Source organism: Sphingomonas sp. STIS6.2, assembly GCF_000732685.2.
Lineage (GTDB): Bacteria > Pseudomonadota > Alphaproteobacteria > Sphingomonadales > Sphingomonadaceae > Sphingomonas > Sphingomonas aerolata.
In genome coordinates this window covers 41,186-65,619 of sequence record NZ_JPDP02000001.1, presented here as the reverse complement: position 1 = coordinate 65,619, position 24,434 = coordinate 41,186, and the positions used below count along the sequence as shown (strand labels likewise).

Genomic DNA, 24,434 nt, shown 5'->3' with positions numbered 1-24,434 from the left:
CGCGACGCCCAACTGCCACAGCACGAACGCATGCTCCTCCGCCGCCTCGCGCAGCGACTCGAACCGGCCCGACTTGCCGCCATGCCCCGCACCCATGTTCGTCTTGAGCAACAGCACATTGTCGTCGGTCTTCATCAGCCGCAGCTTGGCCGCCCATTTCGCCGGCTCCCAATAGGTCACGCGCGGATCGTTCAGCCCGCCGCTGATGAACATCGGCGGATAGGCCTGCGCCTTGACGTTGTCGTACGGCGAATAGGACCGGATCAGCGCGAACGCCGCCGGATCCTCGATCGGATTGCCCCATTCGGGCCATTCCCCCGGCGTCAGTGGCAATTCGGCGTCGAGCATCGTGTTGAGCACGTCGACGAACGGCACGTCGGCGATCACCGGGCCCCACAGCTCAGGGTCGGAATTGACCACCGCCCCCATCAGTTCACCACCCGCAGACCGCCCCGCGATCGCGATCCGCCCCGCAGACGTCCACTTCGCGTCGACCAGCGCCTTGGCCACATCGACGAAATCGTTGAACGTGTTCTCGCGCTTCTCCAGCTTGCCGTCGAGATACCATTGCTGGCCGAGGTCATCGCCGCCGCGGATGTGCGCGATCGCATAGGCAAAGCCGCGGTCGAGCAGGCTCATCCGCCCGGTCGAGAAGCCCGGCGGGATCGCATAGCCGTACGCGCCATAGGCATAGAGGAACACAGGCGCCGACCCGTCGCGCACGAACCCGGCTGGATAGACGATCGAAACGGGAATTTCCGTCCCGTCCCGCGCGCGTATCTTCAGCCGCTCGGTCGCGTATTTCGCCGCGTCGTAACCGCTCGGGATCTCCTGCACCTTGAGCATCGTCCGCTCACCGGTGTCGACGTCATAGTCGTGCACCGTCCCCGGCGTGACCATCGACTCATAGCCGAGCCGCAGCACGGTCATGTCATATTCGGGATTATCGCCGAGCCCGGCGACATAGCTCGCCTCGGGAAACTCGATCCGCTTCCCCTCGGTCGGCGTCTCGTACCGGTGGATCGCGATCTGATCGAGCCCGTCCTCGCGCCCGTCGACCACGAAGAAGTCCTGATAGCACTCCACCCCGGTCATGTAGAAGGTCGGGCTGGCCGGGATCAGCTCGGTCCACGCACCCGGCTCCTCGACCAGCGCGGTGCACAGGCGGAAATTCGGATCGACGTCGTTGGTATGGATGAACAGCGTCCCGTCATGCTCGTCGACGTCATATTCGCGACCAACCTTCCGCGCGGACACCAGGATCGGCACTGCCAGCGGCTCGTGCGCGGGCAGCAGGTAGATCTCGCTCGTCACATGGTCGCTCGTCGCGATCACGATCCACTTGCGCGAACTCGTCTCGCCGACGCCGACGCGGAAGCCCTCGTCCTCCTCGTGGAACAGCACGACGTCGTCGCTGATCGGCGTCCCCAGCCGGTGGAACCGCGCATTGTCGGTCCGCCACTGCTCGTTCGCCAGACCGTAGAGGAAGCCTGCATCGTCCGCGGTCCACACAATCTCGCTCAGCATGCCGGGGATGACGTCGGGCAGATGCTCGCCGGTGTTCAGGTCCTTGACCCGGACCTCGAACCGCTCGCTCCCATTGTCGTCGATCGCATAGGCGAGATAGCGCCCGTCATTGCTGACCGAGAACGCGCCGAGCCGGAAATATTCATGCCCCTCGGCCAGCGCCGGCTCGTCGAGCAGCAGTTCGTCGTCACCGCCCGCGACGGGCTTGCGCCACCATTTCTTGTACTGGCCGCCGGTCTCGTAGGCGGTCCAGTAAAGCCAGTCGCCGTCCTTTTGCGGGACCGAGGACTCGTCCTCCTTGATGCGTGCCTTCATCTCTTCGTACAAAGTGTCGGTCAGCGCCTTGTGCGGCGCCATCTGCGCCTCAAAATAGGCGTTCTCGGCGGCGAGATACGCCAGCACGTCCGCGTCATCGACCTCGGGATAGTTGGGATCCTTCAGCCACGCATAGGGATCCTCGATCGTCACGCCATGCGCGGTGAAGCTGTGCGGCCGCTGCTCGGCACGCGGCGGCACGGATGGGGTCTCGGGCGAAGAGATGGCAGGGGAATTCATGGTCATCCCCCCTGTTACCGCCCCCACGACCGGAAGCCAACGCAAGAGGCCCCCGCCCGCAAGCAAACCCCGCTGTCCTACACGCCGCGTTTCTGTCACAACACGCGCCATGCCCTGTCCCGGCCCCAATCGCCCGCACACGCCCCGCCCGCGCGGCACCCGACCGGCACGCTGCCCCTGACAAAGCCGCATTTTTTGCTGCCAGCGTCTCAACATTCACAACATTCAGATCGACGAAAGCCCCGATGACCCGATCCAGCCCGACCCGACTCACCGCCCTGCGCGCCCATCTCGCCGCCGCCGGCCTCGACGGCTTCGTCGTGCCGCTGACCGACGAGCATATGAGCGAATATGTCGGCGGCTATGCGCAGCGGCTCGGCTGGCTGACCGGGTTCCAGGGCTCGGCGGGCAGCGCCGCGGTGCTCGCCGACCGCGCCGCGATCTTCACCGATGGCCGCTACACGCTCCAGGTCCGCGAACAGGTCGATGGCGATCACTGGGAATACGCCCCCGTGCCGCAGACCAGTGTCGCCGCCTGGCTCGGCACGCACGTCGCCGAGGGCGCGCGGATCGGCTATGACGCGTGGCTCCACACCAGCGCCTGGGTCGCCGAAGCCAGCGCAGTGCTCGCCGATCGCGGCGCTGAGCTCGTCGCGGTCGACGCCAACCCGATCGACGCGATCTGGACCGACCGCCCCGCGCCATCGCCCGCCAGGATCACCATCCAGCCAGACGCGTTCGCCGGCGCCTCGTCCGCCGAAAAACGCGCGCGGATCGCCGACTGGCTCGCCGAACAGCGCGCCGACGCGGTCGTGCTGTCCGCGCTCGATTCGATCGCCTGGACGCTCAACATCCGCGGCGACGACGTCAGCCACACCCCCGTCGCGCTCAGCTATGCGATCGTCGGCGCCGACGGCACCACCGACCTGTTCGTCGCACCCGAAAAGCTCGACGACACGGTCCGCCAGCATCTCGGCAACGCGGTCCGCGTCCATGACCGCGCCGCGTTCCAGCCCGCGCTACGCGACTTCGCAGGCAAGCGCGTTGCCGCGGATCCCGAACGCGCCGTCGCCGCGATTTCCGACGCGCTGACCGCGGGCGGCGCCAAGGTCCTCGCGCTGCGCGATCCCGTCGTGCTCGCCAAGGCGCTCAAGAACCCGGTCGAGATCGCCGGCCACCGCGCCGCCTCGGTCCGCGACGGCGCCGCGCTCGCGCGCTTCCTGCGCTGGGTCGAGACCGACTGCGCCGACGGCAGCCAGACCGAATTGTCCGCCACCGCGAAGCTGCTCGCCTTCCGCGAGGCGACCGGGCTGCTGAAGGACACCTCGTTCGACACGATCTCGGCGACCGGCGCGCACGGCGCCAGCCCACACTACCACTGCACCGAGGAGTCGAACGTCCCCCTCGAGCCCGGCCAGCTCTATCTGGTCGATTCGGGCGGGCAATATGCCGACGGCACCACCGACGTGACGCGCGTCATGCCGATCGGCGCGCTGGCGCCCGAACAGGGCAAGGAGATCCGCGACCGCTTCACCCGCGTGCTCAAGGGCCATATCGCGATCGCGACCGCGGTCTTCCCCGACGGCACGCTTGGCGGCCAGATCGACGCGTTCGCACGGCGTCCGCTCTGGGAGGCGGGGCTCGATTTCGCGCACGGCACCGGTCACGGCATCGGCGCCTATCTGGCGGTGCACGAGGGACCACAGCGGATCGCCTCGCCCAACTACCCCGGCGGCGCGGCGATGGAGCCGCTGCGTGCGGGGATGATGCTCTCGAACGAGCCCGGCTATTACAAGGCGGGCGAATACGGCATCCGGATCGAGAATCTGCTGCTGATCGAACCGCGCACGATTCCCGGCGCGGACCGCGCGATGCTCGGCTTCGAGACGCTGACCTTCTGCCCGATCGAGCGCACGCTGATCGAACCGTCGCTGCTCACCCAGCCCGAGCTCGCATGGCTGAACGCCTATCACGCGCAGGTGCTGGATACGCTCTCGCCCGAAATGACCGGCGACGACCGCGCCTGGCTCCAGGCAAAATGCGCGCCGATCGGCTGACCGCCTCAGTCCACAGGCGGCTCGTCCGTAGGGGGAGCCGCGGCGGGCCCGGCCGACGCGGCACGCGCCTGCGCCTTGCGACGGCGCAGATTCTCGCGCAGCGCGGCGGCCATGCGGGCCGCTTTTTCCGCCGCCTTTTCATCGTTCGATTGCATAATAACGCTCTACATCGTCGCGCGACGCCTTGACAATCGTCCCGCCCTCGTCTCTTAGCCCCACTCCGCCGACAGCGATGTCGACGAGTGCTGCCGTAGCTCAGTGGTAGAGCGCATCCTTGGTAAGGCTGAGGTCGTGAGTTCAATCCTCACCGGCAGCACCAGCTTTTTTTCATCCGACCGCCGCGTGGACCCGACGTCCCGCCGGCCCCGCAGCAGCGGGCCCTAGGTCGGTTACCCCATCCTGACCAAAGTCTGTCGGCAATGGCCGCCATGGCAGCGACGCCTTGCCGTGACGCCGTCCTGTGCCTAAAACCGCTCTCATAATACCAATGAAATACCGGAGAGCTGTTATGACGCGACGCATGGCCATGACGGGGACGTACGCGGCCCTGATCGCGACGGGCTTGGCGACCACGGTCTCCGCGCAGGGCATCGCGCAGCCGGTGACGATGCCCGCCATCTTCCCCGCGCCGACGTCGGTCGCGCTGCGGACCGGCACGATAACGCTCGGCCGATCGGTGGTGCTCGTCGCCCCAGCCGGCACCGACGGTGACAGCGTCGCGCTGGTCCGTGAGATCCTGCGCGCCGCCGGAGTCACGACGATCACGACCGCGCGGCGGCTGCCCGCCGCCCCCGATCGCCCGCACATCCTGCTCGGCACCGGCGACACCGCGATCGTCCGCGACGCGCTCGCCCGCGCCGGTACCGTCCGCGACACGCATCCCGAAGGCTATACGATCGCCACGCTCGCAGCGGGCAGCAGCGGCATTATCACGCTGGCGGGCCAGGACGCGGACGGACTGTTCCATGCCGTCCAGACCTTCCGACAGCTCGCGGCACGCCCGGCCCTCCCCGCGCTGGTGATCCAGGATCATCCCGCGATGCCGATGCGCGGCACGATCGAGGGCTTTTACGGCAAGCCCTGGACGATGGCGGACCGGACGAAGCATCTCGACTTCCTCGCCACCGTCAAGGCGAACACCTATGTCTACAGCCCCAAGGACGATCCCTATGCGCGCGATCGCTGGCGCGAGGCCTATCCCGCGGCGACTTTGTCCGCGCTCGGCACGCTGGTCGCGACCGCACGGCACAACCATGTCGATTTCGTCTATGCGGTCTCGCCGGGCCCCTCGGTGTGCTTCTCCGACCCCGCCGATGCTCAGGCGCTCGAACGCAAGTTCGCCGCGCTGCGATCGATCGGCGTCCACAGCTTCTATGTCGCGCTCGACGACATCGAATATACCAAATGGAATTGCGAACGGGACAAGGCCAGTTTCGGACCATCGGGCGCCGAGGCCGCAGGCATCGCGCAATCACGCCTGCTGAACGCGGTTCAGGCGGATCTGCTTGCGAAGGATCCGTCGTCGCGCCCGCTGATCATGGTGCCGACCGAATATTACGACGCGAAGGAAACCCCGTACAAGGCGGCGCTGCGCAAATATCTCGATCCCCGCGTCGTGGTGCAGTGGACCGGCACCGATGTCGTCCCCCCCGCGATCTCGATCGCCGATGCGAAGACCGCGACCAAAGCCTTCGGGCGCAAGACGCTGCTGTGGGACAATTATCCGGTCAACGATTATGCCCAGACCACCGGGCGGCTGCTGCTCGCGCCCTATGCGCGGCGCGAGGCGGGGCTGGCGGGCGAACTGACGGGGATCCTGTCGAACCCCATGAACCAGGAGGCGCCAAGCCGCGTCGCGGTGACCGGCGTTGCTGCGTTCGGCTGGAACGACAAGGACTATGACGCGGACCGCACGTGGCAATTCGCCGCCCGCGAGCTGGCGGGCGGCGATCCGCGCGCGACCGCGGCGCTGCTGAGCTTCTTCGACACGCAGCACCTCGCCCCGACCTTCGGCAGCCAGCCCTGGCAGCCCCAGGCGCCCAGGCTCAAGGCCCAGCTCGACGCCGTGCGCCTCGCGCTGGCGGAGGGCGATGCGGCCGCCCGCGGTCTCGCGCTCGCGGATCTGGCCAGGGCGGCCGACACGCTGGCGGCCGCGCCCGACACGATCCGCTCGGGCACGATCGATCCGGGCTTTGCGGACCAGGCACGCCCCTGGCTCGATGCGATGCAGATCTGGGGTCGCGCGTTGCAGATGACCGCCGCCGGACTCGACGCCGCGAACCACGACGGCACGGCCGCCCCCGGCTATTTCGCCGAGGCGCGGCGTCTCGCCGCACAGGCCGCAGCCGTCCAGACCATCCCCGGTGCGACTCGGTTCGACGGTGCGATCCGGGTCGCCGACGGGGTGCTCGACCGGTTCGTTGCGGAGGCTCCGACGCTGATCGCCACCGCCACCGCCCCGGCCCCCACCACGTCGGCCTCCGCCGAAGCCGTGCGGTAGCGGCGGCTGCGCCGCGCGTGGCGCGTCAGTGCGCGATCGCGCGGAGCGCCGACGCCTCGGTCGCGGGTAGCTGGTCGATGCCGCTGGCGGGCACCTGGAACAGGCCGCGCGCGTCAGCGCGGCTCCCCGCCGTGTTGCTCGCGCTCCATTTGGCGAGCCACGGCGACAGCAACAGCCCGAGCGTCACCGGCGCCAGCCACAGCGCAGTAATCGGAACGGCAGGCGAGATCAGGAGCAGGGCGACCCCCGCCGCCAGATGCCAGCGATAGCGCGGCACGACATCCGCGATCGACAGCCCGTCGCGATCCCTGTTCTGCGGGCTCCAGCCCGAGGGCTGGCCACGGAAGATGCTGATCAGGTCCATCGTCTGCGTCAGCATGATGACCGGCGCGGACAGCATCGATAGCGGGATCTCGGCAATGGCGGACAGGATGATCGCCCGCGCGCCCCCGAACGCCGCGCGCCGGCTCCGGTCGGACACCGCCCAGATGATCCCGAGCAATTTGGGACCGAACAGCAGGATGACCGTCAGCGCCAGCACGCGCGCCGAGGTGGTCGCCTCGACGAGCTTGCTTTCGCCGGCAAAGGCCTGCGCGATGGTCGTCAGGATCAGGACCAGCCAGGCGGGTGACGTCATGTACGCCGACGCTCCAATCGCCAGCTGCAGCCGGTTGACCGGATGGAACCCGTCCGACCCGAGCAGCTTCAGATGCTGGATATTGCCCTGCGCCCAGCGCCGGTCGCGCACCGCCATGTCGATCAGCGTCGGGGGAAATTCCTCATAGCTGTCGTCGATCATGATCAGGTGCACCGCCCAGCCGCGCCGCCGCAGCAAGGCGGCCTCGACCATGTCGTGGCTCATGATCGCGCCGCCGAACGGCGGGCCGCCGGGCAGCACGGGCAGGCCGCAGCTTTCGGCAAAGGCCCGGGTGCGGATGATCGCATTATGCCCCCAGAAGCTCGCCTCCGACCCCGACCACCAGACCAGTCCGGCGGTCGAGATCGGGCCGTAGAGCCGGCTGTTGAACTGCATCCAGCGCTGGAACAGCGTGGTCGCGCCGCGGATCGTCGGCACGGTCTGCAACAGGCCGACCGAGGGGCGGCGCTCCATCACCTGCGCCATGCCGATCATCGCGTCGCCGCTCATCAGGCTGTCCGCGTCGAGCACCAGCATGTGATCATAGCCGCCGCCGAAGCGCCGGACCCAGTCGGCGACATTGCCCGGCTTGCGCGCGACATTGTCGGTCCGGCGGCGATAATAAAGCGGAACGCGCGATCCGGGGGCGAGCACCTCCCAGGCCGCGACCTCCTGCGCGCCCGACTCTTCGCCCGAATCGCTCAGCACGAAGAAGGCGAAGCTCCCCGCCTCGCCCGCAGCCTCGATCGCATGCATCATTCGCGCGATCCGGCCGAACACCGCGTCGACGTCCTCGTTATGGACCGGGATCAGCACCGCGGTCTGCCCGGTCAGCGGCTGGCGGTTCTGCGGCACCGGCACGAAGCCGGGATGCATCCGCGTCATCAGCAGGACAAACCCGATCAGCGCATTGAGAAACCCGAACGCGATCCACGCGAACAGCGGGAAGAACAGCACGAGCAGCGCGACGTCCCACAGGTCGATGCCGTCGCCGAGCAACGAATCCTGGACCGCCGCCGAGGCGGTGGTGGCGAGCAGCATCGTCAGCAGGAACAGGAGCAGTCGCCGCGACGACATGCCCTCGGGCGAGGTCAGCGTGTCCGAGCCGTTGGACGGTCCGGCCAGCGGGTCGGGTGTCGGCCCGCCGCCGGTGCCGCGCGCCCGGAAATTCTGCAGCGGCATGTCGATCGGGACGTCGGCGGGCAATCGTGCCGGAAGTGCGGGATGACCGGGGCGGCCCGGGCTGTCCACGGTCATGGCTCAACCCACCTGCGTCAGCACGGTTTCGCTGAGCGACTGCCCGCCGCGCTTCAGGAACAGCCGGACATCGGCGAGGACGCCGCGTTCGGGGGCGACATCGAGCGTGACGCGCCAGCGGTTCGGCTGGCCGACGACCGGATAGGCGGCGCTGGCGAGGACCCGGCCACGGCTCACATCGGCCTGCACCGTCACCCCGCTCGACCGGTCGAGCCCGGCGAGCGTCGCACCAACGAAATCCACCACGACCTTCCGTGCGCCCGGCGTCGGCTCGGCGCCCGGCCGGCCGGCCGAGCCACGCCAGTTCTCGACCGCATGCGCGGCCTGCGCGACCGACGGATCGCGCGACGACCAGGTCAGCCGATAGTCGAACTGCATCGTCTTGCCCGCGGTCGCCGGCGCGGCGGGCACCCAGAAAGCGGCGATATTGTCGACCGTCTCGCTCGCGGTCGGGAAGGCGTACAGCGTCACCGCCCCCTTGCCCCAGTCGCCCTTCGGCTCGATCCACAGGTTTGCTCGGCGATCGTAGAAGGCACCGTCGTCCTGGTAATGATCGAACGCCCGGTCGCGCTGGATCAGGCCGAAGCCGCGCGGATTGTCGTCCTGGAAGCTGTCGAGCGTGGGGGTCGCGGGATTGGCGAGCGGACGCCAGATCCGCTCGCCGGCACCGGTCGCCATCGCCAGCCCGTCTGAATCATGGATTTCGGGGCGCCAGTCGATCGCCGCGGCGCGGTTGCCCTCGCCATACCAGAACATGCTCGTCGCCGGCGCGATGCCGAGCCGCGCGACGTCCTTGCGCAGCGTGATCGTCGACGAGACATCCTGCACGACGCCGCCATCGGTCCCGTCGGTGTACCGGCACACGAAGCGGTACGCACCGGTCACGCTGGGCCCGTCGAGAAGGGCATAGACGGTGTAGCTCTGCGCGCCCGTCGCCTCGATCCAGAAGGCGGTAAAGGCGGGAAATTCCTCCTTGCCGTCGATCCCCGTGTCGATCGCGATACCGCGCGCGGACAGGCCATATTGGTCCTGCGAACCGGCGGTACGGAAATAGGAGGCGCCGATAAACGCCATCCAGTCGCTCTTGCCATCACTCGACACCGCGCGAAAGCCGGCGATGCCGAGGGCGGCGTGATGCCCGGACTCGGCCTTGAAGAGATCCGCGGCAAAATCGACCGCGCGCGCCTGCCCGCGTTCGACGACATGGATTACGACCGGGGTCGGCGCATAGCGGCCGAGCGGGAACAGGCGGATGCCCCCCGCCAGCGTGCGCTCGGGTCGATAGCTGATCGAGCCGACCGCATCATAATCGATCGCCTCGGCCGCCGCGACCTTGGCCGGCGCGCGGTAAGGCGCGCGCGCCAGCGCGGCGGCGCGCTGTTGCAGCGCCTCCCAGGAAAACGACTCGGGCTTGCCCAGCGCGGGGGCGGTCGACGCCGCGGTGCCGCGCCTGCGGGGGGTGCCCGCCCCCGTCTGTGCCAGTGCCGCCGCCGGCCACAGGCCCGTGGCCGCAAGGGCCATCATGATGTCGCGTCGTGTCGTTTCGGTCATGCACCGCTTATCCGACTTCGCGCGCCGCAGTGCAACAATCGGTAATGCCCCGCGCCGCCGCCCGCCCGCCAAACGGGGCCGCCTGCCCCGTCGTCAGGACACCGTGTCGTGTCTCAGAGCGCGTGGAGCGCCGCGAGGATCATCCGCCCGGTGACCTCTGCGGTTTCGGTCTCGGACAGCCGCGGACAGGACAAGGTCCGGTGCCCCAGCCCGAACATGCACGCCAGCACCAGCTCCTCCGCGCCGTCGAGCGCATTTGCCGACAGCGCGGGATTGGCGACGCAGGCGAGATCGCGCACCACCGTGCGAAACCCGGTGCAGAGCGAGCCGATCGTGTCCGCGACCTCGCCGTTGCGATGCGCTTCTGCCATGATATCAAACGACAGCGCCTCATCCCCCTTGGCGAGCGACCGCCGCGCGAGCTCGACAAATCCGCGCTCGATCGACAGCCGCCCCGTCGACACGTCGTCGGTCAGCTTGCGCAGGTCTGAGAGTTTGGCCTCGGCATCCTCAAGGATCAGCGCCTGGATCAGCGCGTTCTTGCCGGTGAACAGGCGATAGATCTGGCCGACGCTAACGTCCGCAGCGGCAGCCAGTTCGGCCATCGACGTCTGATGGAATCCCTGCGTCGCATAAAGATGCCGGGCCGCATCAACGATGTGCGAACGCGCCGACTTCTCATGTTGCACTGCACTCAAAATTCCACTCCGGACGACGTTTTAACTTGACCCGGCGTTTGCACGTCCATAGCGGCGGCGCAAGCGGAATGAACGTTCATTCCGGTGAACTCTTCTGCACGGACGTCGGGATGCTCAACATGCAGCGATTGAACCTCAAGGGATCGGTGGCCCTGGCCGCGCTGGCGCTGATGGCGGCGTGCAGCAAGGAAGAAGCCCCCCCGCCCCCGCCGACGCCCACGGTCGGCGTCGTGACGGTCGCGCAGGAGGCGGTGACGCTCACCACCGAGCTGCCGGGGCGGATTGCTGCGGTAGAGACGTCGGAAGTGCGGCCGCAGGTATCGGGCGTCATCCGCCGTCGCCTGTTCACCGAAGGCGCGATGGTCCGTTCGGGCCAGGTCCTCTACGAAATCGAGGACGCCCCCTATCGCGCTGCGCTCGGCACCGCGCAGGGCCAGCTTGGCGCGGCGCAGTCGCAGATCAATGCGACCCGACTCCAGGCGCAGCGTTACGGCCAGCTCGTCGCGCTTAACGCGGTCAGCAAGCAGGAGGCGGACAACGCCACCGCCTCCGCGCAGCAGGCACGTGCCAATGTTGCAGCGCAGCGTGCAGCGGTTGAAGCAGCACGCGTGAACCTCAATTTCACCCGCATCAAGGCGCCGATCTCGGGTCGTATCGGCCGGTCGATCTTCACCGCCGGCGCGCTCGTCCAGACCGGGCAGACCGACGCGCTCGCGACGATCCAGCGGACCGATACCGTCTATGTCGACGTCACCCAGTCGGCGGCGCAGCTGCTCGACCTGAAGGCGGCGATGGCCTCGGGCGGCGTGACGCGTGGCGACGGCACCGCACGCGTTCAGCTGATCCTGCCCAACGGCCAGACCTATCCGATCGAGGGTCGTCTGCAGTTCGCCGAAGTCACCGTCGATCCGGCGACGGGCGCGGTCACGCTGCGCGCCAGCTTCCCCAATCCCAACGGGCTGCTGCTGCCGGGCATGTATGTCCGCGCCAAGCTCGTCGAGGGGATCCGCAGCCAGGCGATCATGGCCCCGCAGGAAGGCATCACGCGCGATCCGCGTGGCAAGGCGACCGCGATGGTCGTCACCGCGCAGAACAAGGTCGAACAGCGCAATGTCGTCACCGACCGCGTGATCGGCGACAAGTGGATCGTCACCAGCGGGCTGAAGCCCGGCGACAAGCTCATCGTCGAGGGGCTGCTCAACCTGCGCCCCGGCACGACCGTCAAGCCCGCCGCTCCGCAGCAGGTCGGCAAGGCCGGTGGCAAGGACGCCGCCGGGAATGCCACGGCTGGTGGTGCCGCCTCCACGCAGGCCGGGAAGTAACGCCTCATGTCACGCTATTTCATCGATCGACCCATCTTCGCATGGGTCATCGCGATCATCCTGATGCTGGCCGGCGTACTGGCGATCCGGTCGCTGCCGATCGCGCAGTTCCCCGAGATCGCCGCGCCCAAGGTGACGGTCGCGACGTCCTATCCGGGCGCCGACGCGCAGACGCTCGAGAATACGACGACGCAGATCATCGAGCAGCAGATGAAGGGGATCGACAACCTTCGCTACTTCGCCTCGACCAGCGACGGCGCGGGCAATCTCGCGATCACGCTGACCTTCGAACAGGGCACCGACGCGGACATCGCGCAGGTCCAGGTGCAGAACAAGCTGCAACAGGCGACCCCGCTCCTGCCGCAGGAAGTGCAGCAGGCCGGGCTTCGCGTGACCAAGGCGACCGCCAACTTCCTGCTCGTGATCGCCGCCTATTCGCAGGACGGCAGCCATGATCAGGTCGATCTCGGCGATCTGATCGCATCCAAGCTTCAGGATCCGCTCAGCCGGATCAAGGGCGTCGGCGACACGCAGGTGTTCGGCGCGCAATATTCGATGCGGATCTGGGTCGATCCGTTCAAGATGTCGAACCTCGGCGTCACCGTCACCGACATCACCTCGGCAATCACCGCGCAGAACGCACAGGTTTCCGCCGGTCAGGTCGGCAGCCTTCCCGCGGTCAAGGGCCAGGCGCTCAACGCCACCGTCACTGCGCAGTCGCGTCTGCAGACCCCGGAACAGTTCCGCCAGATCATCATCCGCTCGGCCACCGGCGGCGCCACCGTGCGCCTCGCCGATGTCGCCCGGGTTGAAATGGGCTCGGAAAACTACAGCTTCCAGGCGCGCTACAACGGCAAGCAGGCGGCGGGCTTCGGCGTGAAGCTGGCGCCGGGCGCCAACGCGCTCGACACCGTCACGCTGGTGAAGGCCGAGGTCGAGAAGATCGCCAAGCAGTTCCCGGCCGACGTCAAGATCGCCTATCCGGTCGACAATTCGACGTTCGTGCGGCTGTCGGTCGAACAGGTGGTCCACACGCTGATCGAGGCGATCATCCTCGTCTTCCTCGTGATGTTCCTCTTCCTCCAGAACTTCCGTGCCACCCTCATCCCGACGATTGCGGTGCCGGTCGTGCTGCTCGGCTCGCTCGCCGTGCTTCAGGTCGCGGGCTTCACGATCAACACGCTGACGCTGTTCGGCATGGTGCTGGCGATCGGTCTGCTCGTCGATGACGCGATCGTCGTCGTCGAGAATGTCGAACGCTTGATCCAGGAAGAGGGGCTGAGCCCCAAGGAGGCCGCCAAGAAATCGATGGACGAGATCAGCGGCGCGCTGGTCGGCATCGGTCTCGTCCTGTCCGCGGTGTTCCTGCCGATGGCGTTCTTCAGCGGCTCGACCGGCGTGATCTTCCGCCAGTTCTCGATCACGATCGTTTCGTCGATGGTGCTTTCGGTGCTGGTCGCGCTGATCCTGACGCCCGCACTCTGCGCCACCATCCTGAAGCCGTCCAAGCAGGATCACGGCGACAAGAAGGGCTTTTTCGGCTGGTTCAACCGGACCTTCGATCGCGGCGTCGACCGATATGGCAAGGGCCTGCGCCGCGTAGAAAAGGGCTGGGTGCGGACGATGATCGTCTATGCGGTCATCGTCGGCGCGATGCTGTTCGTCTTCCTGCGACTGCCCTCGGGCTTCCTTCCCGAAGAGGATCAGGGGCTGATGTTCGCGCAGGTGTCGATGCCCACGGGCACGACGATGGAAGAGACTGCGCGGACGATGGACAAGCTGCGCGATCACTTCCTGGTCGACGAAAAGGCCAACATTGCGGGCATCTTCACGATCAGCGGCTTCGGCTTTGTCGGCCAGGGCCAGAATGTCGGCCTCGCCTTCATCCAGCTCAAGCCGTGGGAGGATCGCGAAGGCGACGCGAACACCGTCGCCGCGGTCGCCCAGCGCGCGAACCAGGCGCTCGCCGGGATCCGCGCCGGCATGGTGATCGGCTTCGTGCCCCCCGCCGTGCAGGAACTGGGCAACGCCAACGGCTTCGACTTCATGCTGAAGGACAATGCCGGCGTTGGCCACGACAAGCTGCTTGAGGCACGCAACATGCTGCTCGGCATGGCCAGCCAGGACAAGCGCCTGATGCAGGTCCGTCCGAACGGCCTGGAGGATGCGCCACAGCTCAAACTGAACGTCGACCAGGCCCAGGCAGGCGCGCTCGGGCTGAGCCAGGCGGATATCAACACCACCGTCAGCACCGCGTTCGGCGGATCCTACATCAACGACTTCATCGACCGCGGTCGCGTGAAGAAGGTGTTCGTCCAGGCCGATGCACCGTTCCGCAAGTCGCCCGCCGACCTCGGCAACTTCTTCGTCCGCGGCGCAACCAACGCGATGACGCCGATGTCCTCCTTCTCGACGACCGACTGGACCTACGGCCCCGCACGTCTCGAACGCTATAACGGCGTCGCCTCGTTCGAGATCATGGGGTCGCCCGCACCCGGCGTCAGCAGCGGCACCGCGATCAAGGCGATGGAAGAAATGGCGGCCAAGCTGCCCCCCGGCATCGGCTATGAGTGGACCGGCCTCAGCTATGAGGAACAGCTTTCGGGCGGGCAGTCGACCTATGTCTATGCGCTGTCGCTGCTGATCGTGTTCCTCTGCCTTGCCGCACTGTACGAGAGCTGGTCGATCCCGATCGCCGTGCTTCTCGTCGTGCCGCTCGGCGTGCTCGGTGCGGTGCTCGCGGCGATGGTCGCGGGGCTCAACAACGACATCTATCTCCAGGTCGGCCTGATCACGACGATCGGCGTGGCGGCGAAGAACGCGATCCTGATCGTCGAGTTCGCCGAGGAGAAGATGGGCGACGGGATGAACGCCGCGGATGCCGCGGTCGAGGCCGCCAAGCTGCGTCTCCGCCCGATCCTGATGACCTCGTTCGCGTTCATCTTCGGTGTTCTCCCGCTCGCACTGTCGAGCGGTGCGGGTGCCGGCGGCCAGAACGCAATCGGCTGGGCGGTGGTGGGCGGCATGCTGTCCGCGACCGTGCTCGCGATCTTCTTCGTGCCCCTGTTCTTCCTGCTCGTGAAGCGCGTCTTCAAGCAGGACAAGCCCGGCCAGCAGGACGGAGACCGCCACCGTGATGACACACGTGACGACACCCGTGACGGCGACACCACGCCCCACGACCAGCGGCCGCAGGAGGCCTGATCCGATGTTCTCGCGCAAAATCGCTCTGACGTTCGCCGCCGGGCTCACGCTCGCCGGTTGCAACCTGGCCCCGAAATATGTCCGGCCCGAGCTTCCGGTGGCCCCGTCCACGCCGACCGGACCGGCTTATGCGGCGACCGATGCGGCGGGTGCGATCGTGCCCGCGGACACCGCATGGGAGGCGTTCTTCACCGACGACCGCCTGCGCCGCGTCATTCGCACCGCACTCGACAACAACCGCGACGTCCGGATCGCGGTTGCCAATGTCGCGCAGGCGCGGGCGCAATATCGCGTCCAGCGCGCCGACCTGTTCCCGACGCTGGGTGCGACGGGCAGTGCGACCTATCAGAAGTCCCCCTTCGGCGCCGTCGGTGGCGGTACGGGCGGCACCACGGGTGGCGGCACGGGCGGCGGTACTGGAGGCGGCACCGGCGGCGGCGGCACCGGTGCCGGGGCGGTCGCTGGCGGCGGCCGGTTCGACATCTATTCGGCCAATCTCGGCGTCTCGGCCTGGGAAATCGATCTGTTCGGCCGGGTCCGCAATCTGACTCAGGCGCAGCAACAGGCCTATTTCGCCGCGGAGGAAAACCGCAACGCCGCGCAGGTGTCGCTGATCGCGGAAACCGCGACCGCCTGGCTGACGATGGCGGCGGACCAGGATCGGCTGAAGATCGCGCAGGACACCGAACGGGCCTTTGGGGAAACGCTCAAGCTCACGCAGGATCGGTTCCGCATCGGCATCGCGTCCGAACTCGAAGTGCGCCAGGCGCGGACGACCTATGACCAGGCGCGCTCCGACATCGCCGACGCGACGACGCTCATCGCGCAGGACCAGAACGCACTCAACCTGCTCGCAGGCACGACGCTGAGCGCCGACCTGCTGCCGGCCCGGATGCCGGAGAAGACGCCGACGCTGGAAAATCTGCCCGCCAACCTATCCTCCGAAGTCCTGCTGCGCCGCCCCGACGTCGCGGCCGCCGAGCATCAGCTGATTGCGGCGAACGCCAATATCGGTGCGGCCCGCGCGGCGTTCTTCCCCAATATCTCGCTGACCGCGTCGCTCGGCACGCTGAGCCTCGGCCTGTCGAACCTGTTCGGCAAGGGCAGCGAATCCTGGTCGGTCGCGCCGTCGATCACGCAGCCGATCTTCGACTTCGGTCGCAACAAGGGCGATCTGGACTACGCCAAGGCCTCGCGCGACGCGATGCTCGCTACCTATGAGAAGAGCGTCCAGACCGGCTTCCGCGAGGTCGCCGACGCGCTTGCCCGCCGCGGTACGATCAACGGCCAGCTCGAGGCGCAGACGTCGCTGCGCGACAATGCGGCGGGCGCGTTCAACTTGTCGCAACTGCGCTTCCGCGCGGGGATCGATCCGTTCCTCAACACGCTCGATTCACAGCGCTCGCTCTACACCGCGCAGCAGAGCCTGCTGGCGACGCGGCTGGTCCGCGACACCAACGCGGTCGAGCTCTATCGCGCGCTCGGCGGCGGGCTGCGGTAAGACTGGCCCGTCACGCCCGCCGCGTCATTCCGGGCCAGCCCCGGGTGATGGGGCGGTGCGACGCGCGATCAGTTTGCCGGTTCGGACAGCGGCGCGAACCGCGCGACCTGCCGGCCGACCAGGCGAAGCTGCTCGAGGACCGCGGGATCGCTCGCGCCGCCCTCGGCATCGAATTTGGTAACCTGTGTGTTGATCGCCGCTGCGAATGGCGTCGGCCAGCCGCGCAGTGCGTGGACGATCGAGCGAAGCGCCGCGATCGTGCTGCCCGTCGCCTGCCAGCCATAGGCGGTCGCGATCAGCCCGACCGGCATGTCCGCCAGATAGGGCCGTTCGGGATCGCGCGCGGTTTCCTCGAGCAGGTCGAGCGCGTTCTTCACCACGCCCGAGATGCTGCCATGATAGCCCGGACTGGCGATGATCACTGCCGAGGCCGCGCGCACCGCCGCGACAAAGGCACGCTCGTCCTCGGTCCGCTCGGTCGCCTTCGGATCGTAAAGCGGCAGCCGGGCCATGTCCGCGCCACCGAACATCTGCGTCCGGTATCCGTGTCGCTCGACCGAATCGAGCGCGATCCGCAATGCGCGCTCGGTCGACGACACGCCGCCGATCGTCCCGCCAATGCCGACGACAAGCGGCAGGGAGGGCGATAGAGAGTCGGTAGCTGCCACGGTGTCACCCTGTTCGAACGTCATCATTATGCTCTTCCCCGTTTCGCCCGGTGATGACAACAGGCCAATGCTGTCGCTCAGCGCGCGTACACGTTAAGCGTGCGCATAGGCTTGTCCGAACTGTCATAGAACGATAACACACCAGATGCCCGACCGCTGGAACGATCCGATGCGCCCCGATCCCTTCGACCCCGCCCGATCCGGCTCCGGCATGTCCGGCGAACGCGAGCCCTATGCCTATGAACGCGAGCGGTTGATCACCGAGCGCGAACGCCTGCGCGAGAAATATGAGCGCGAGCGACTGGGCGAGGATCCGGACGGCAATTACGATCCCCGCCAGGACGATGGCTACCCCCAGCCCGCGACACCGCGGCGCAGGCGGGGCGGGATCGGCCGGTGGATCGTGCGCGGCACCGGTATCGGCATCATCCTGCTGGTGATTGCGATAATCTGGCTGGCGATCACGGCGCCTTTGTCGAAATCGCTGCAGCCACCGACCCCGCCCTCGATCACGCTGACCGCCGATGACGGTACGCCGATCGCCCGGCGTGGCGCGATCATCGGCAAACCGGTCGACGCGGCGACGCTGCCACCGCACGTGCGCGAGGCGTTCCTCGCGATCGAGGACCGCCGCTTCTATTCGCACTGGGGTATCGACCCGCGCGGGATCGCGCGCGCGGCCTGGGCGAATCTCGGGTCGGGCGGCGTGCGCCAGGGCGGCAGCACGATCACGCAACAGCTCGCGAAGAACGCGTTCCTCGATTCGGACCGCACCGCGACGCGCAAGATCCGGGAGGCGATGATCGCCGTCTGGCTCGAGGCATGGCTGTCGAAGGACGAGATCCTCTCGCGCTATCTGTCGAACGTGTATTTCGGCGACAACACCTATGGGATCAGCGCCGCCGCCAAGCATTATTTCGGCCGGACACCCGCGGCGCTGAACGTCGGCCAGGCGGCGATGCTAGCCGGCCTGGTCAAGGCGCCGTCGCGGCTTGCCCCGACCTCCAACCTCGAGGGTGCGCGCAAGCGTGAAGCCGTCGTCGTCGGCGCGATGGTCGCCGCGGGTTTCCTCACCGAAGCGGAGGGCGATGCGGTCCGCCCGCAACGCGTGCTGTCGAACCGCCCGACGCAACTTCCCAACGGCACCTATTTCGCCGACTGGATCCTGCCCGAGGCGCGCGACCAGGCGGGCGAGGTGAAGACCGAGACGACCGTCCGGACCACGCTCGATCCGCGGCTGCAACGTGCCGCCGAACGCACCGTCGCGCGCGCCGGACTGCGCGAGGCGCAGGTCGCGCTGGTGGCGATGCGCCCCGATGGCCGCGTCGTCGCGATGGTCGGCGGCAAGGACTACCGCAAGAGCCCGTTCAACCGCGCGACGCAGGCGCGGCGCCAGCCCGGCTCGACGTTCAAGCTGTTCGTCTATCTCGCCGCGATGCGCGCGGGAATGACACCCGATTCGACGATCGAGGACCGCCCGGTGACGATCGGCGACTGGACGCCCAAGAACAGCGACGGCCGCTACCAGGGGACGATCACGCTGCGCCAGGCATTTGCCCGCTCGTCCAACGTCGCGGCCGCCCGGTTGACGCAAGAAGTCGGCGTCCGGGCAGTGATCAAGGCTGCGCGCGACCTGGGGATTTCCACGCCCATTCCGAACGAGGCGACGATCGGCCTCGGCACCTCGACCGTGTCGCTGCTCGAGCTGACCGCCGCCTATGCCGCGATCGCGCGCGAGACCTATCCGGTGCAGCCGCGCGGGCTGGCCGATGTTCGGGAAAAGGGCTGGTACCAGTCGCTGACCGGCGGTTCGACCGCACTGCCGCCGAAGATCCATGACGAGATGCTCGACCTGCTCGCTGCCTCGATCCGCAACGGAACCGGGCGGAGCGCCAACCTGACGGTCGATGCGTTCGGCAAGACCGGGACGACGTCGGACAACAAGGATGCGCTGTTCGTCGGCTTCGCACGCGACCTGGTGGTCGGCGTATGGGTCGGCAACGACGACAACAGCTCGAACCCCGGCCTGTCGGGCGGCGGCATCCCCGCGCGGATCTGGCGCGACTTCATGCAGTCTGCGCTGGGTATCGCTCCCGTCGCCGCCCCCGCGCCGCCGGTCGAGGAGATCGACCCCGATGCGCTGCCCCCCGAAGACGGGGACAACAGCGTCCTGCCACTCGGCGGCGAGATCGAGGGGCTCGGCTTCAACCTGAAGATGGGCGAGGACGGGACGATCTCGGTCGGCCCCGCACGCCGCGATCGACCGGAGGATGGGCCACCCCGCGACGATCGCCGGCCGCCCGAGGAGGAACCGGGGTTTGACGAGGGGCAGTAGTCCGATCCCCCGCCGTCATCCTGACGAAAGTCAGGACCCGGGATGACGACGTAGAAGGGGGCGACCCAGGCGAAGCGCCCGTTGACGCCATCACCGCATCGCAGCATGTCCTGACGATGCGCTTTTTCTCCGACAACGCCGCCAGGATCCACCCACAGGTCATGGCCGCGATCGCCGCCGCCGACACGCTCGACACCGCCTATGCGGGTGATCAATGGAGCCAGCAGCTCGACGGCCGCCTGTCGGCGCTGTTCGAAACCGAGGTCGCGGTGCTGTGGGTGCCCACCGGCACCGCCGCCAACTGCCTTGCGCTCGCCGCGCTGTGCCCGCCACATGGCGGCATCGTCTGCCACCGCGACGCGCATATCCAGAATGACGAGGGCGGCGCGCCCGAATTCTACACCCACGGCGCCAAGCTGTTCCTCGCCGATGGGGAGGGCGCGAAGCTGACGCCCGCGACGATCCGCACCGTTCTCGACGCGATCCCCGACGACGTCCACCGCGTCCAGCCGCACGCGATCTCGATCACCAACGCCACCGAATATGGCCGGGTTTACCGCCCCCACGAAGTCGCCGAGATCGGCGCGCTCGCAAGGGAGCGCGGGCTCGGCTTCCACATGGACGGCGCACGCTTTGCAAACGCGATGGTCCATGCGGGATGCTCGCCCGCCGACATGACGTGGCGCGCAGGCGTCGACGCGCTGAGTTTCGGGTTCGTCAAGAACGGCGCGATGAGTGCGGAGGCGCTGGTGTTCTTCAAACACCAGCTCGCCGCGGTCACCCAGTATCGCCGCAAGCGCGCGGGCCTGCTGCTGTCGAAGGGGCGTTACCTCGCCGCGCAGATCCTCGCGATGCTCGAGGACGACCTGTGGCTCGCCAATGGCGAGGCCGCGAACCAGGCTGCCACGCGACTGGCCGCGGCCGCGGGCGACCGCCTCGTCCATCCGGTCGAGGCCAATGAGGTCTTTCTCCGCGCGACCCCCGACGAAGCCGCCGCGCTCCGCGCGCAGGGGTTCGATTTCTATGACTGGGCAGCAGGTGAGATCCGGCTGGTGACCGCGTGGGACACGCCGGTCGGTCCGGTCGACCAGCTCGCGGACGCGATCCGGGCGTTATGACCGGGCCGTCCGGTTCGCCGCACCCCCCGATCCAGTCGACGCGTGCGGCGGTGCTCGTCCCGTTCGGGATCGTCACGCTGATCTGGGGGTCGACCTGGCTCGTCATCCGCGACCAGATCGCGGTGGTGCCGCCGAGCTGGTCGATCAGCTACCGCTTCCTCATCGCCGGCATCGCGATGGCGATCTATGCGCGGGTAAAGCGTGAAAGCCTCGTGCTCGACGCCCGCGGCTATGCCTTTGCCGCGGTCATCGGCACCGCGCTGTTCGCGTTCAATTTCAACTTCGTCTACCGCGCCGAGCATTATGTGACGTCGGGGCTGGTCGCGGTGGTCTTCGCGTTGCTGCTCGTCCCCAACGCGGTGTTCGGCCGCATCTTCCTGGAGCAGAAGCTCGGGCGACAATTGATGCTCGGGTGCGCCGTCGCGATGGCGGGCGTCGCATTGCTGTTCGTCAACGAGGCGAGGGTCGATCCGCATGGTCCGCAGTCCGCGACCATCGGCATCGCCCTGACGCTGGGCGGCGTCCTGGCCGCGTCGATCGCCAATGTCATGCAGGGCAGCGCGTTTGCCAAACGCTATCCGATGGCCCCGATGCTGGCGATCGCGATGCTGATCGGCGCGACGCTCGACGCGACCTTCGCCTGGATCACCACCGGACCGCCGGTGTTCGAGCTGCGGCTGGGCTATATCGCCGGGATCCTCTATCTCGGCATCTTCGCCTCCGCGCTCGCCTTCCCGCTCTACTTCAACGTCATCCGCGCGATCGGGCCTGCCAAGGCGGCCTATTCGGGGGTGATCGTGCCGGTCATCGCGATGATCTTATCGACGATCTTCGAGCATTATCACTGGTCGACGCTGGCGGTGGCCGGTGCGGTGCTCGCGGGTGCCGGGCTCGTCATCGCGCTCAGCGCCCGCAGACCCGCCCGGTAATCCGGCCAGGTCGGCGTCCAGCGCAGGACGCGCTTCGCCTTGCCGTTCGCGACCCGCCGGTTCTCGGCGTAGAAACCACGGCCCATGGCCGACAGCTGCTCGATCGTCACGAACGGCGGCGCGGGCAGGCCGAGCAGCGCCGCGGCGAAGGCGACGACGTCGTTCTGCGACGCGGGGACGTCGTCCGCCAGATTATAGGCGCCCGGCGGCGCATCGAACGCCGCGATCACGCCCGCGCCGATATCGTCGACATGTGCGCGACTGAACACCTGTCCCGGCTGGTCGATGCGGTGCGCCTTGCCCTCGCGCACGCGGTCGAGCGGCGACCGCCCGGGGCCGTAGATGCCGGGCAGGCGAAAGGTCCGTGCACCGATCGCGAGCCAGTCGGCATCCGCCGCCGCCCGCGTGCTCCGGCGTCCGCCGCCGATCGGCGCGGTCTCGTCGACCCAGGCACCACCGGCATCGCCGTAGACGCCGGTCGACGACAGATAGCCGAGCCAGGCGCGCGTCCGCAGCAGCGCCGATCCGTAGCGCGCCAGCACGGGGTCGGCGTCATGCTCGGGCGGGACCGAGGACAGGATATGCGTCGCCGCGGCGATCTCCGTCATGACCGCGGCGGCGTCGTCGAACCGGATCGTGTCGCCGCGACCGTCGCGCGACGTGCCGACGACATGCCACCCGTCCCCGGCCAGGCGGCGTGCGATCCGCGACGCGGTATAGCCGAGGCCGAAGACGAGCAGCCGGCTCATTTCGCGGCCGCTGCCCGGCCCATCGGGCCCTTGTAGAGCGTGCCGAAATAATCGCCCGCATTCCAGACCGGCCGCTCCGCGCCATCGGCGATCTCGCGGGCGATCCGGTAGTTCGCATCGACGAACCGCACGCCCTGATCCCACAGGATCGGCTGCGACAGATCGTCAGACGGCTTGTGATAATTGTTCGCCATGAAATAGGCGACCGCGGCCTTGCCCGGCCCCTTCTGCCCCGGCCACAGGAACACCGCCGGGATCCCCTTTTGCACGAAGCGGAAATGATCCGAGCGGACGAAGATTCCCTCTTCGGGCATCGGATCGGGCGACAGGCCGACACCGATCGCCGCGACCGCCTTTTGGACAATCGGGCCGAGCGTCGATCGCTCCGCGCCGAACACCACCATGTCCTCGAACTTGTAGGTCAGGATCGGCATGTCGAGGTTCACGTCCGCGACGATATTGGCGAGCGGCACGGTCGGATGGTTGGTGAAGTAATCGCTGCCGACCAGCCCCTTTTCCTCGCCCGTGACCGCAAGGAAGATCAGCGTGCGCTTCGAGCCCTTGCCGCTGGTCGTGAAGCGCTTGGCTTCCTCGATCAGGCTGGCGATGCCGATCGCATTGTCGAGCGCGCCGTTGTTGAGCGCATCGCCGTCCTTCGCGCCGTTCGCGGGCCGGGTGATGCCGATATGGTCGAGATGCGCGGACAGCACGACGACCTCCTTGCCAAGCACCGGATCGGTGCCGGGGATGACGCCGACGACGTTGCTGCTCGCCGCCGGCGCGAAGCTCGTCTTGGTCGCGACCGTCAGCGTGCCCGCAAGCGGCGCCGACTTGAACTTCGCATTGTCCGACCGCGCCTGCTTGGCGATCGCCTTCCACGACGCGCCGAACAGCTTGGTCGCACCTGCGACGCTCAGCGTGCCGAGCGACGGCGCGCCGGGCGCGTCGACCTTGCCGGTGCCGTCGGGGTTGGCCCAGGTCATCCGGGCGGCGTCGTAGAATTGCGCCGATCGCGCGAACGGGCGGGCCTTGGCGGTCCGCGGGCTTTCGAGTGTGATCACGCCGACCGCCCCCTTGCTTTCGGCGGTCCGGGCCTTGGTGCCGCCGGATCCGAAAAAGGCGCGCTCCTCGCCGCTGAACCGTGCCGGCGCGCCGCCGAAATAGGCGACGATCTTGCCGCGGACGTCGACGCCGGCATAGTCGTTCTGGCCGTATTGCGGGGCGTCGATGCCATAGCCGACGAATACGATCGGCGCCGACACCGCGGTATCGGCCTTGGCACCGTTGGCGGCGGGGACATAATCTGCCGCGAACACCAGCGGCTGCGCGGCGCCCGACTGCGGCGTCCAGGTGAAGCTGCCCTTGTCCGCGGCCTTGTAGCTGACCAGCGGTACGCGCTGCAGATAGCCGGCATCGTCACCGCCCGGCCGCAGACCGGCGGCATAGAATTGCGCAGCGACATATTGCGCGGCGATGTCGAACTCGGGGCTGCCCGCCTCGCGCCCCTTCATCGCATCGGAGGCGAGGAACAGGACGTGCGCCTTCATCGCCGCCTGATCCGCCGGCAGCGGCGCTGCGAGCCGTGCATTGAGGATCGCCGGATCGGGCTTTGCCACCGGGGTGGCCCCCGATGCGGGTGCCGGTGTCGGCGCGGCGGCTTTCGGTTGCGGGGCCGACGTCTGCGCCAGCGTCGCCGTGGAGAGGGCGAGCACCGAGAGCGCGCCGATGAGCCGATACATGCCGAAATCCTTGCAAGACGAACGTGTTGCAGCCGGGTAGCACGCCGGCCGCGACACGCAAGCACAGCCCGGCAAGCTTTGGCTGGC

Annotated in this window: 16 protein-coding genes and 1 tRNA gene; 9 read left to right on the top strand and 8 right to left on the bottom strand. The window is 68.0% G+C overall.

Annotation, left to right across the window (positions count from 1 at the left end; genetic code table 11):
* Positions 1 to 2,082, bottom strand: a 2,082-nt coding sequence (locus sphst_RS00285; RefSeq protein WP_234387233.1) for a S9 family peptidase, incomplete at its 3' end; no start/stop codon positions are given.
* A 245-nt stretch (positions 2,083 to 2,327) separates the two neighbouring features.
* Here sphst_RS00285 and sphst_RS00280 point away from each other — a divergent pair.
* Entirely contained in the window at positions 2,328 to 4,139 is a 1,812-nt protein-coding gene (locus sphst_RS00280) for an aminopeptidase P family protein (protein WP_107044990.1), read from the top strand.
* A 5-nt stretch (positions 4,140 to 4,144) separates the two neighbouring features.
* Here the strand turns inward: sphst_RS00280 and sphst_RS20825 are convergent, their stop codons facing one another.
* The gene (locus sphst_RS20825; RefSeq protein WP_199848874.1) at positions 4,145 to 4,294 is read right to left on the bottom strand and encodes a hypothetical protein; all 150 of its coding nucleotides are present in this window, start codon (positions 4,292 to 4,294) and stop codon (positions 4,145 to 4,147) included.
* Positions 4,295 to 4,383: 89 nt separating this feature from the next.
* Here sphst_RS20825 and sphst_RS00275 point away from each other — a divergent pair.
* A tRNA-Thr gene (locus sphst_RS00275) sits at positions 4,384 to 4,458 on the top strand.
* Between the two features lie 189 nt (positions 4,459 to 4,647).
* Entirely contained in the window at positions 4,648 to 6,639 is a 1,992-nt protein-coding gene (locus sphst_RS00270) for a beta-N-acetylhexosaminidase family protein (RefSeq protein ID WP_107044989.1), read from the top strand.
* A gap of 25 nt (positions 6,640 to 6,664) precedes the next feature.
* Here sphst_RS00270 and mdoH read toward each other — a convergent pair whose 3' ends face one another.
* The 3 genes from mdoH to sphst_RS00255 all read right to left on the bottom strand — a co-directional run bounded on the left by mdoH (position 6,665) and on the right by sphst_RS00255 (position 10,773).
* Positions 6,665 to 8,533 (bottom strand): glucans biosynthesis glucosyltransferase MdoH, encoded by a 1,869-nt coding sequence (gene mdoH, locus sphst_RS00265; protein WP_107044988.1) that lies wholly within the window; start codon positions 8,531 to 8,533, stop codon positions 6,665 to 6,667.
* Positions 8,534 to 8,536: 3 nt separating this feature from the next.
* Positions 8,537 to 10,084, bottom strand: coding sequence for a glucan biosynthesis protein (locus sphst_RS00260; RefSeq protein WP_107044987.1), 1,548 nt, complete (start codon positions 10,082 to 10,084; stop codon positions 8,537 to 8,539).
* Between the two features lie 113 nt (positions 10,085 to 10,197).
* The gene (locus sphst_RS00255; protein ID WP_320466530.1) at positions 10,198 to 10,773 is read right to left on the bottom strand and encodes a TetR/AcrR family transcriptional regulator; all 576 of its coding nucleotides are present in this window, start codon (positions 10,771 to 10,773) and stop codon (positions 10,198 to 10,200) included.
* Positions 10,774 to 10,901: 128 nt separating this feature from the next.
* Between sphst_RS00255 and sphst_RS00250 the strand changes: the two genes are divergently transcribed.
* The 3 genes from sphst_RS00250 to sphst_RS00240 are packed head-to-tail and all read left to right on the top strand — an operon-like array spanning position 10,902 to position 16,809.
* Positions 10,902 to 12,104 (top strand): efflux RND transporter periplasmic adaptor subunit, encoded by a 1,203-nt coding sequence (locus sphst_RS00250; RefSeq protein WP_031395481.1) that lies wholly within the window; start codon positions 10,902 to 10,904, stop codon positions 12,102 to 12,104.
* 6 nt (positions 12,105 to 12,110) lie between these two features.
* Entirely contained in the window at positions 12,111 to 15,308 is a 3,198-nt protein-coding gene (locus tag sphst_RS00245; RefSeq protein ID WP_107044986.1) for an efflux RND transporter permease subunit, read from the top strand.
* Between the two features lie 4 nt (positions 15,309 to 15,312).
* Positions 15,313 to 16,809 carry an efflux transporter outer membrane subunit gene (locus sphst_RS00240; RefSeq protein ID WP_107044985.1) on the top strand — a complete coding sequence of 499 codons (1,497 nt, stop codon included), beginning with the start codon at positions 15,313 to 15,315 and terminating at the stop codon, positions 16,807 to 16,809.
* 68 nt (positions 16,810 to 16,877) lie between these two features.
* Here the strand turns inward: sphst_RS00240 and sphst_RS00235 are convergent, their stop codons facing one another.
* A complete protein-coding gene (locus sphst_RS00235; RefSeq protein ID WP_051916696.1) occupies positions 16,878 to 17,501 on the bottom strand; it encodes an NADPH-dependent FMN reductase in 624 nt (207 codons plus the stop codon).
* Between the two features lie 121 nt (positions 17,502 to 17,622).
* On the opposite strand from sphst_RS00235, the gene sphst_RS00230 reads away from it, so the two are divergent.
* The 3 genes from sphst_RS00230 to sphst_RS00220 all read left to right on the top strand — a co-directional run bounded on the left by sphst_RS00230 (position 17,623) and on the right by sphst_RS00220 (position 21,859).
* On the top strand, positions 17,623 to 19,812 hold the full coding sequence (locus sphst_RS00230; RefSeq protein ID WP_056409713.1) for a transglycosylase domain-containing protein: 2,190 nt from the start codon (positions 17,623 to 17,625) through the stop codon (positions 19,810 to 19,812).
* Positions 19,813 to 19,928: 116 nt separating this feature from the next.
* Positions 19,929 to 20,930 carry a threonine aldolase family protein gene (locus sphst_RS00225; RefSeq protein WP_031396475.1) on the top strand — a complete coding sequence of 334 codons (1,002 nt, stop codon included), beginning with the start codon at positions 19,929 to 19,931 and terminating at the stop codon, positions 20,928 to 20,930.
* Positions 20,927 to 21,859, top strand: a complete 933-nt coding sequence (locus sphst_RS00220; RefSeq protein WP_031396476.1) for a DMT family transporter — start codon at positions 20,927 to 20,929, stop codon at positions 21,857 to 21,859. The genes sphst_RS00225 and sphst_RS00220 overlap by 4 nt, the downstream gene beginning before the upstream one ends.
* Here the strand turns inward: sphst_RS00220 and sphst_RS00215 are convergent.
* Both sphst_RS00215 and sphst_RS00210 read right to left on the bottom strand, forming a co-directional pair.
* Positions 21,772 to 22,608 (bottom strand): epimerase, encoded by an 837-nt coding sequence (locus tag sphst_RS00215; protein WP_031396477.1) that lies wholly within the window; start codon positions 22,606 to 22,608, stop codon positions 21,772 to 21,774. The two genes, sphst_RS00220 and sphst_RS00215, sit on opposite strands and share 88 nt — an antisense overlap.
* Positions 22,605 to 24,347, bottom strand: a complete 1,743-nt coding sequence (locus sphst_RS00210; protein ID WP_031396478.1) for a M28 family metallopeptidase — start codon at positions 24,345 to 24,347, stop codon at positions 22,605 to 22,607. The genes sphst_RS00215 and sphst_RS00210 overlap by 4 nt, the downstream gene beginning before the upstream one ends.
* Positions 24,348 to 24,434: the final 87 nt, after the last annotated feature.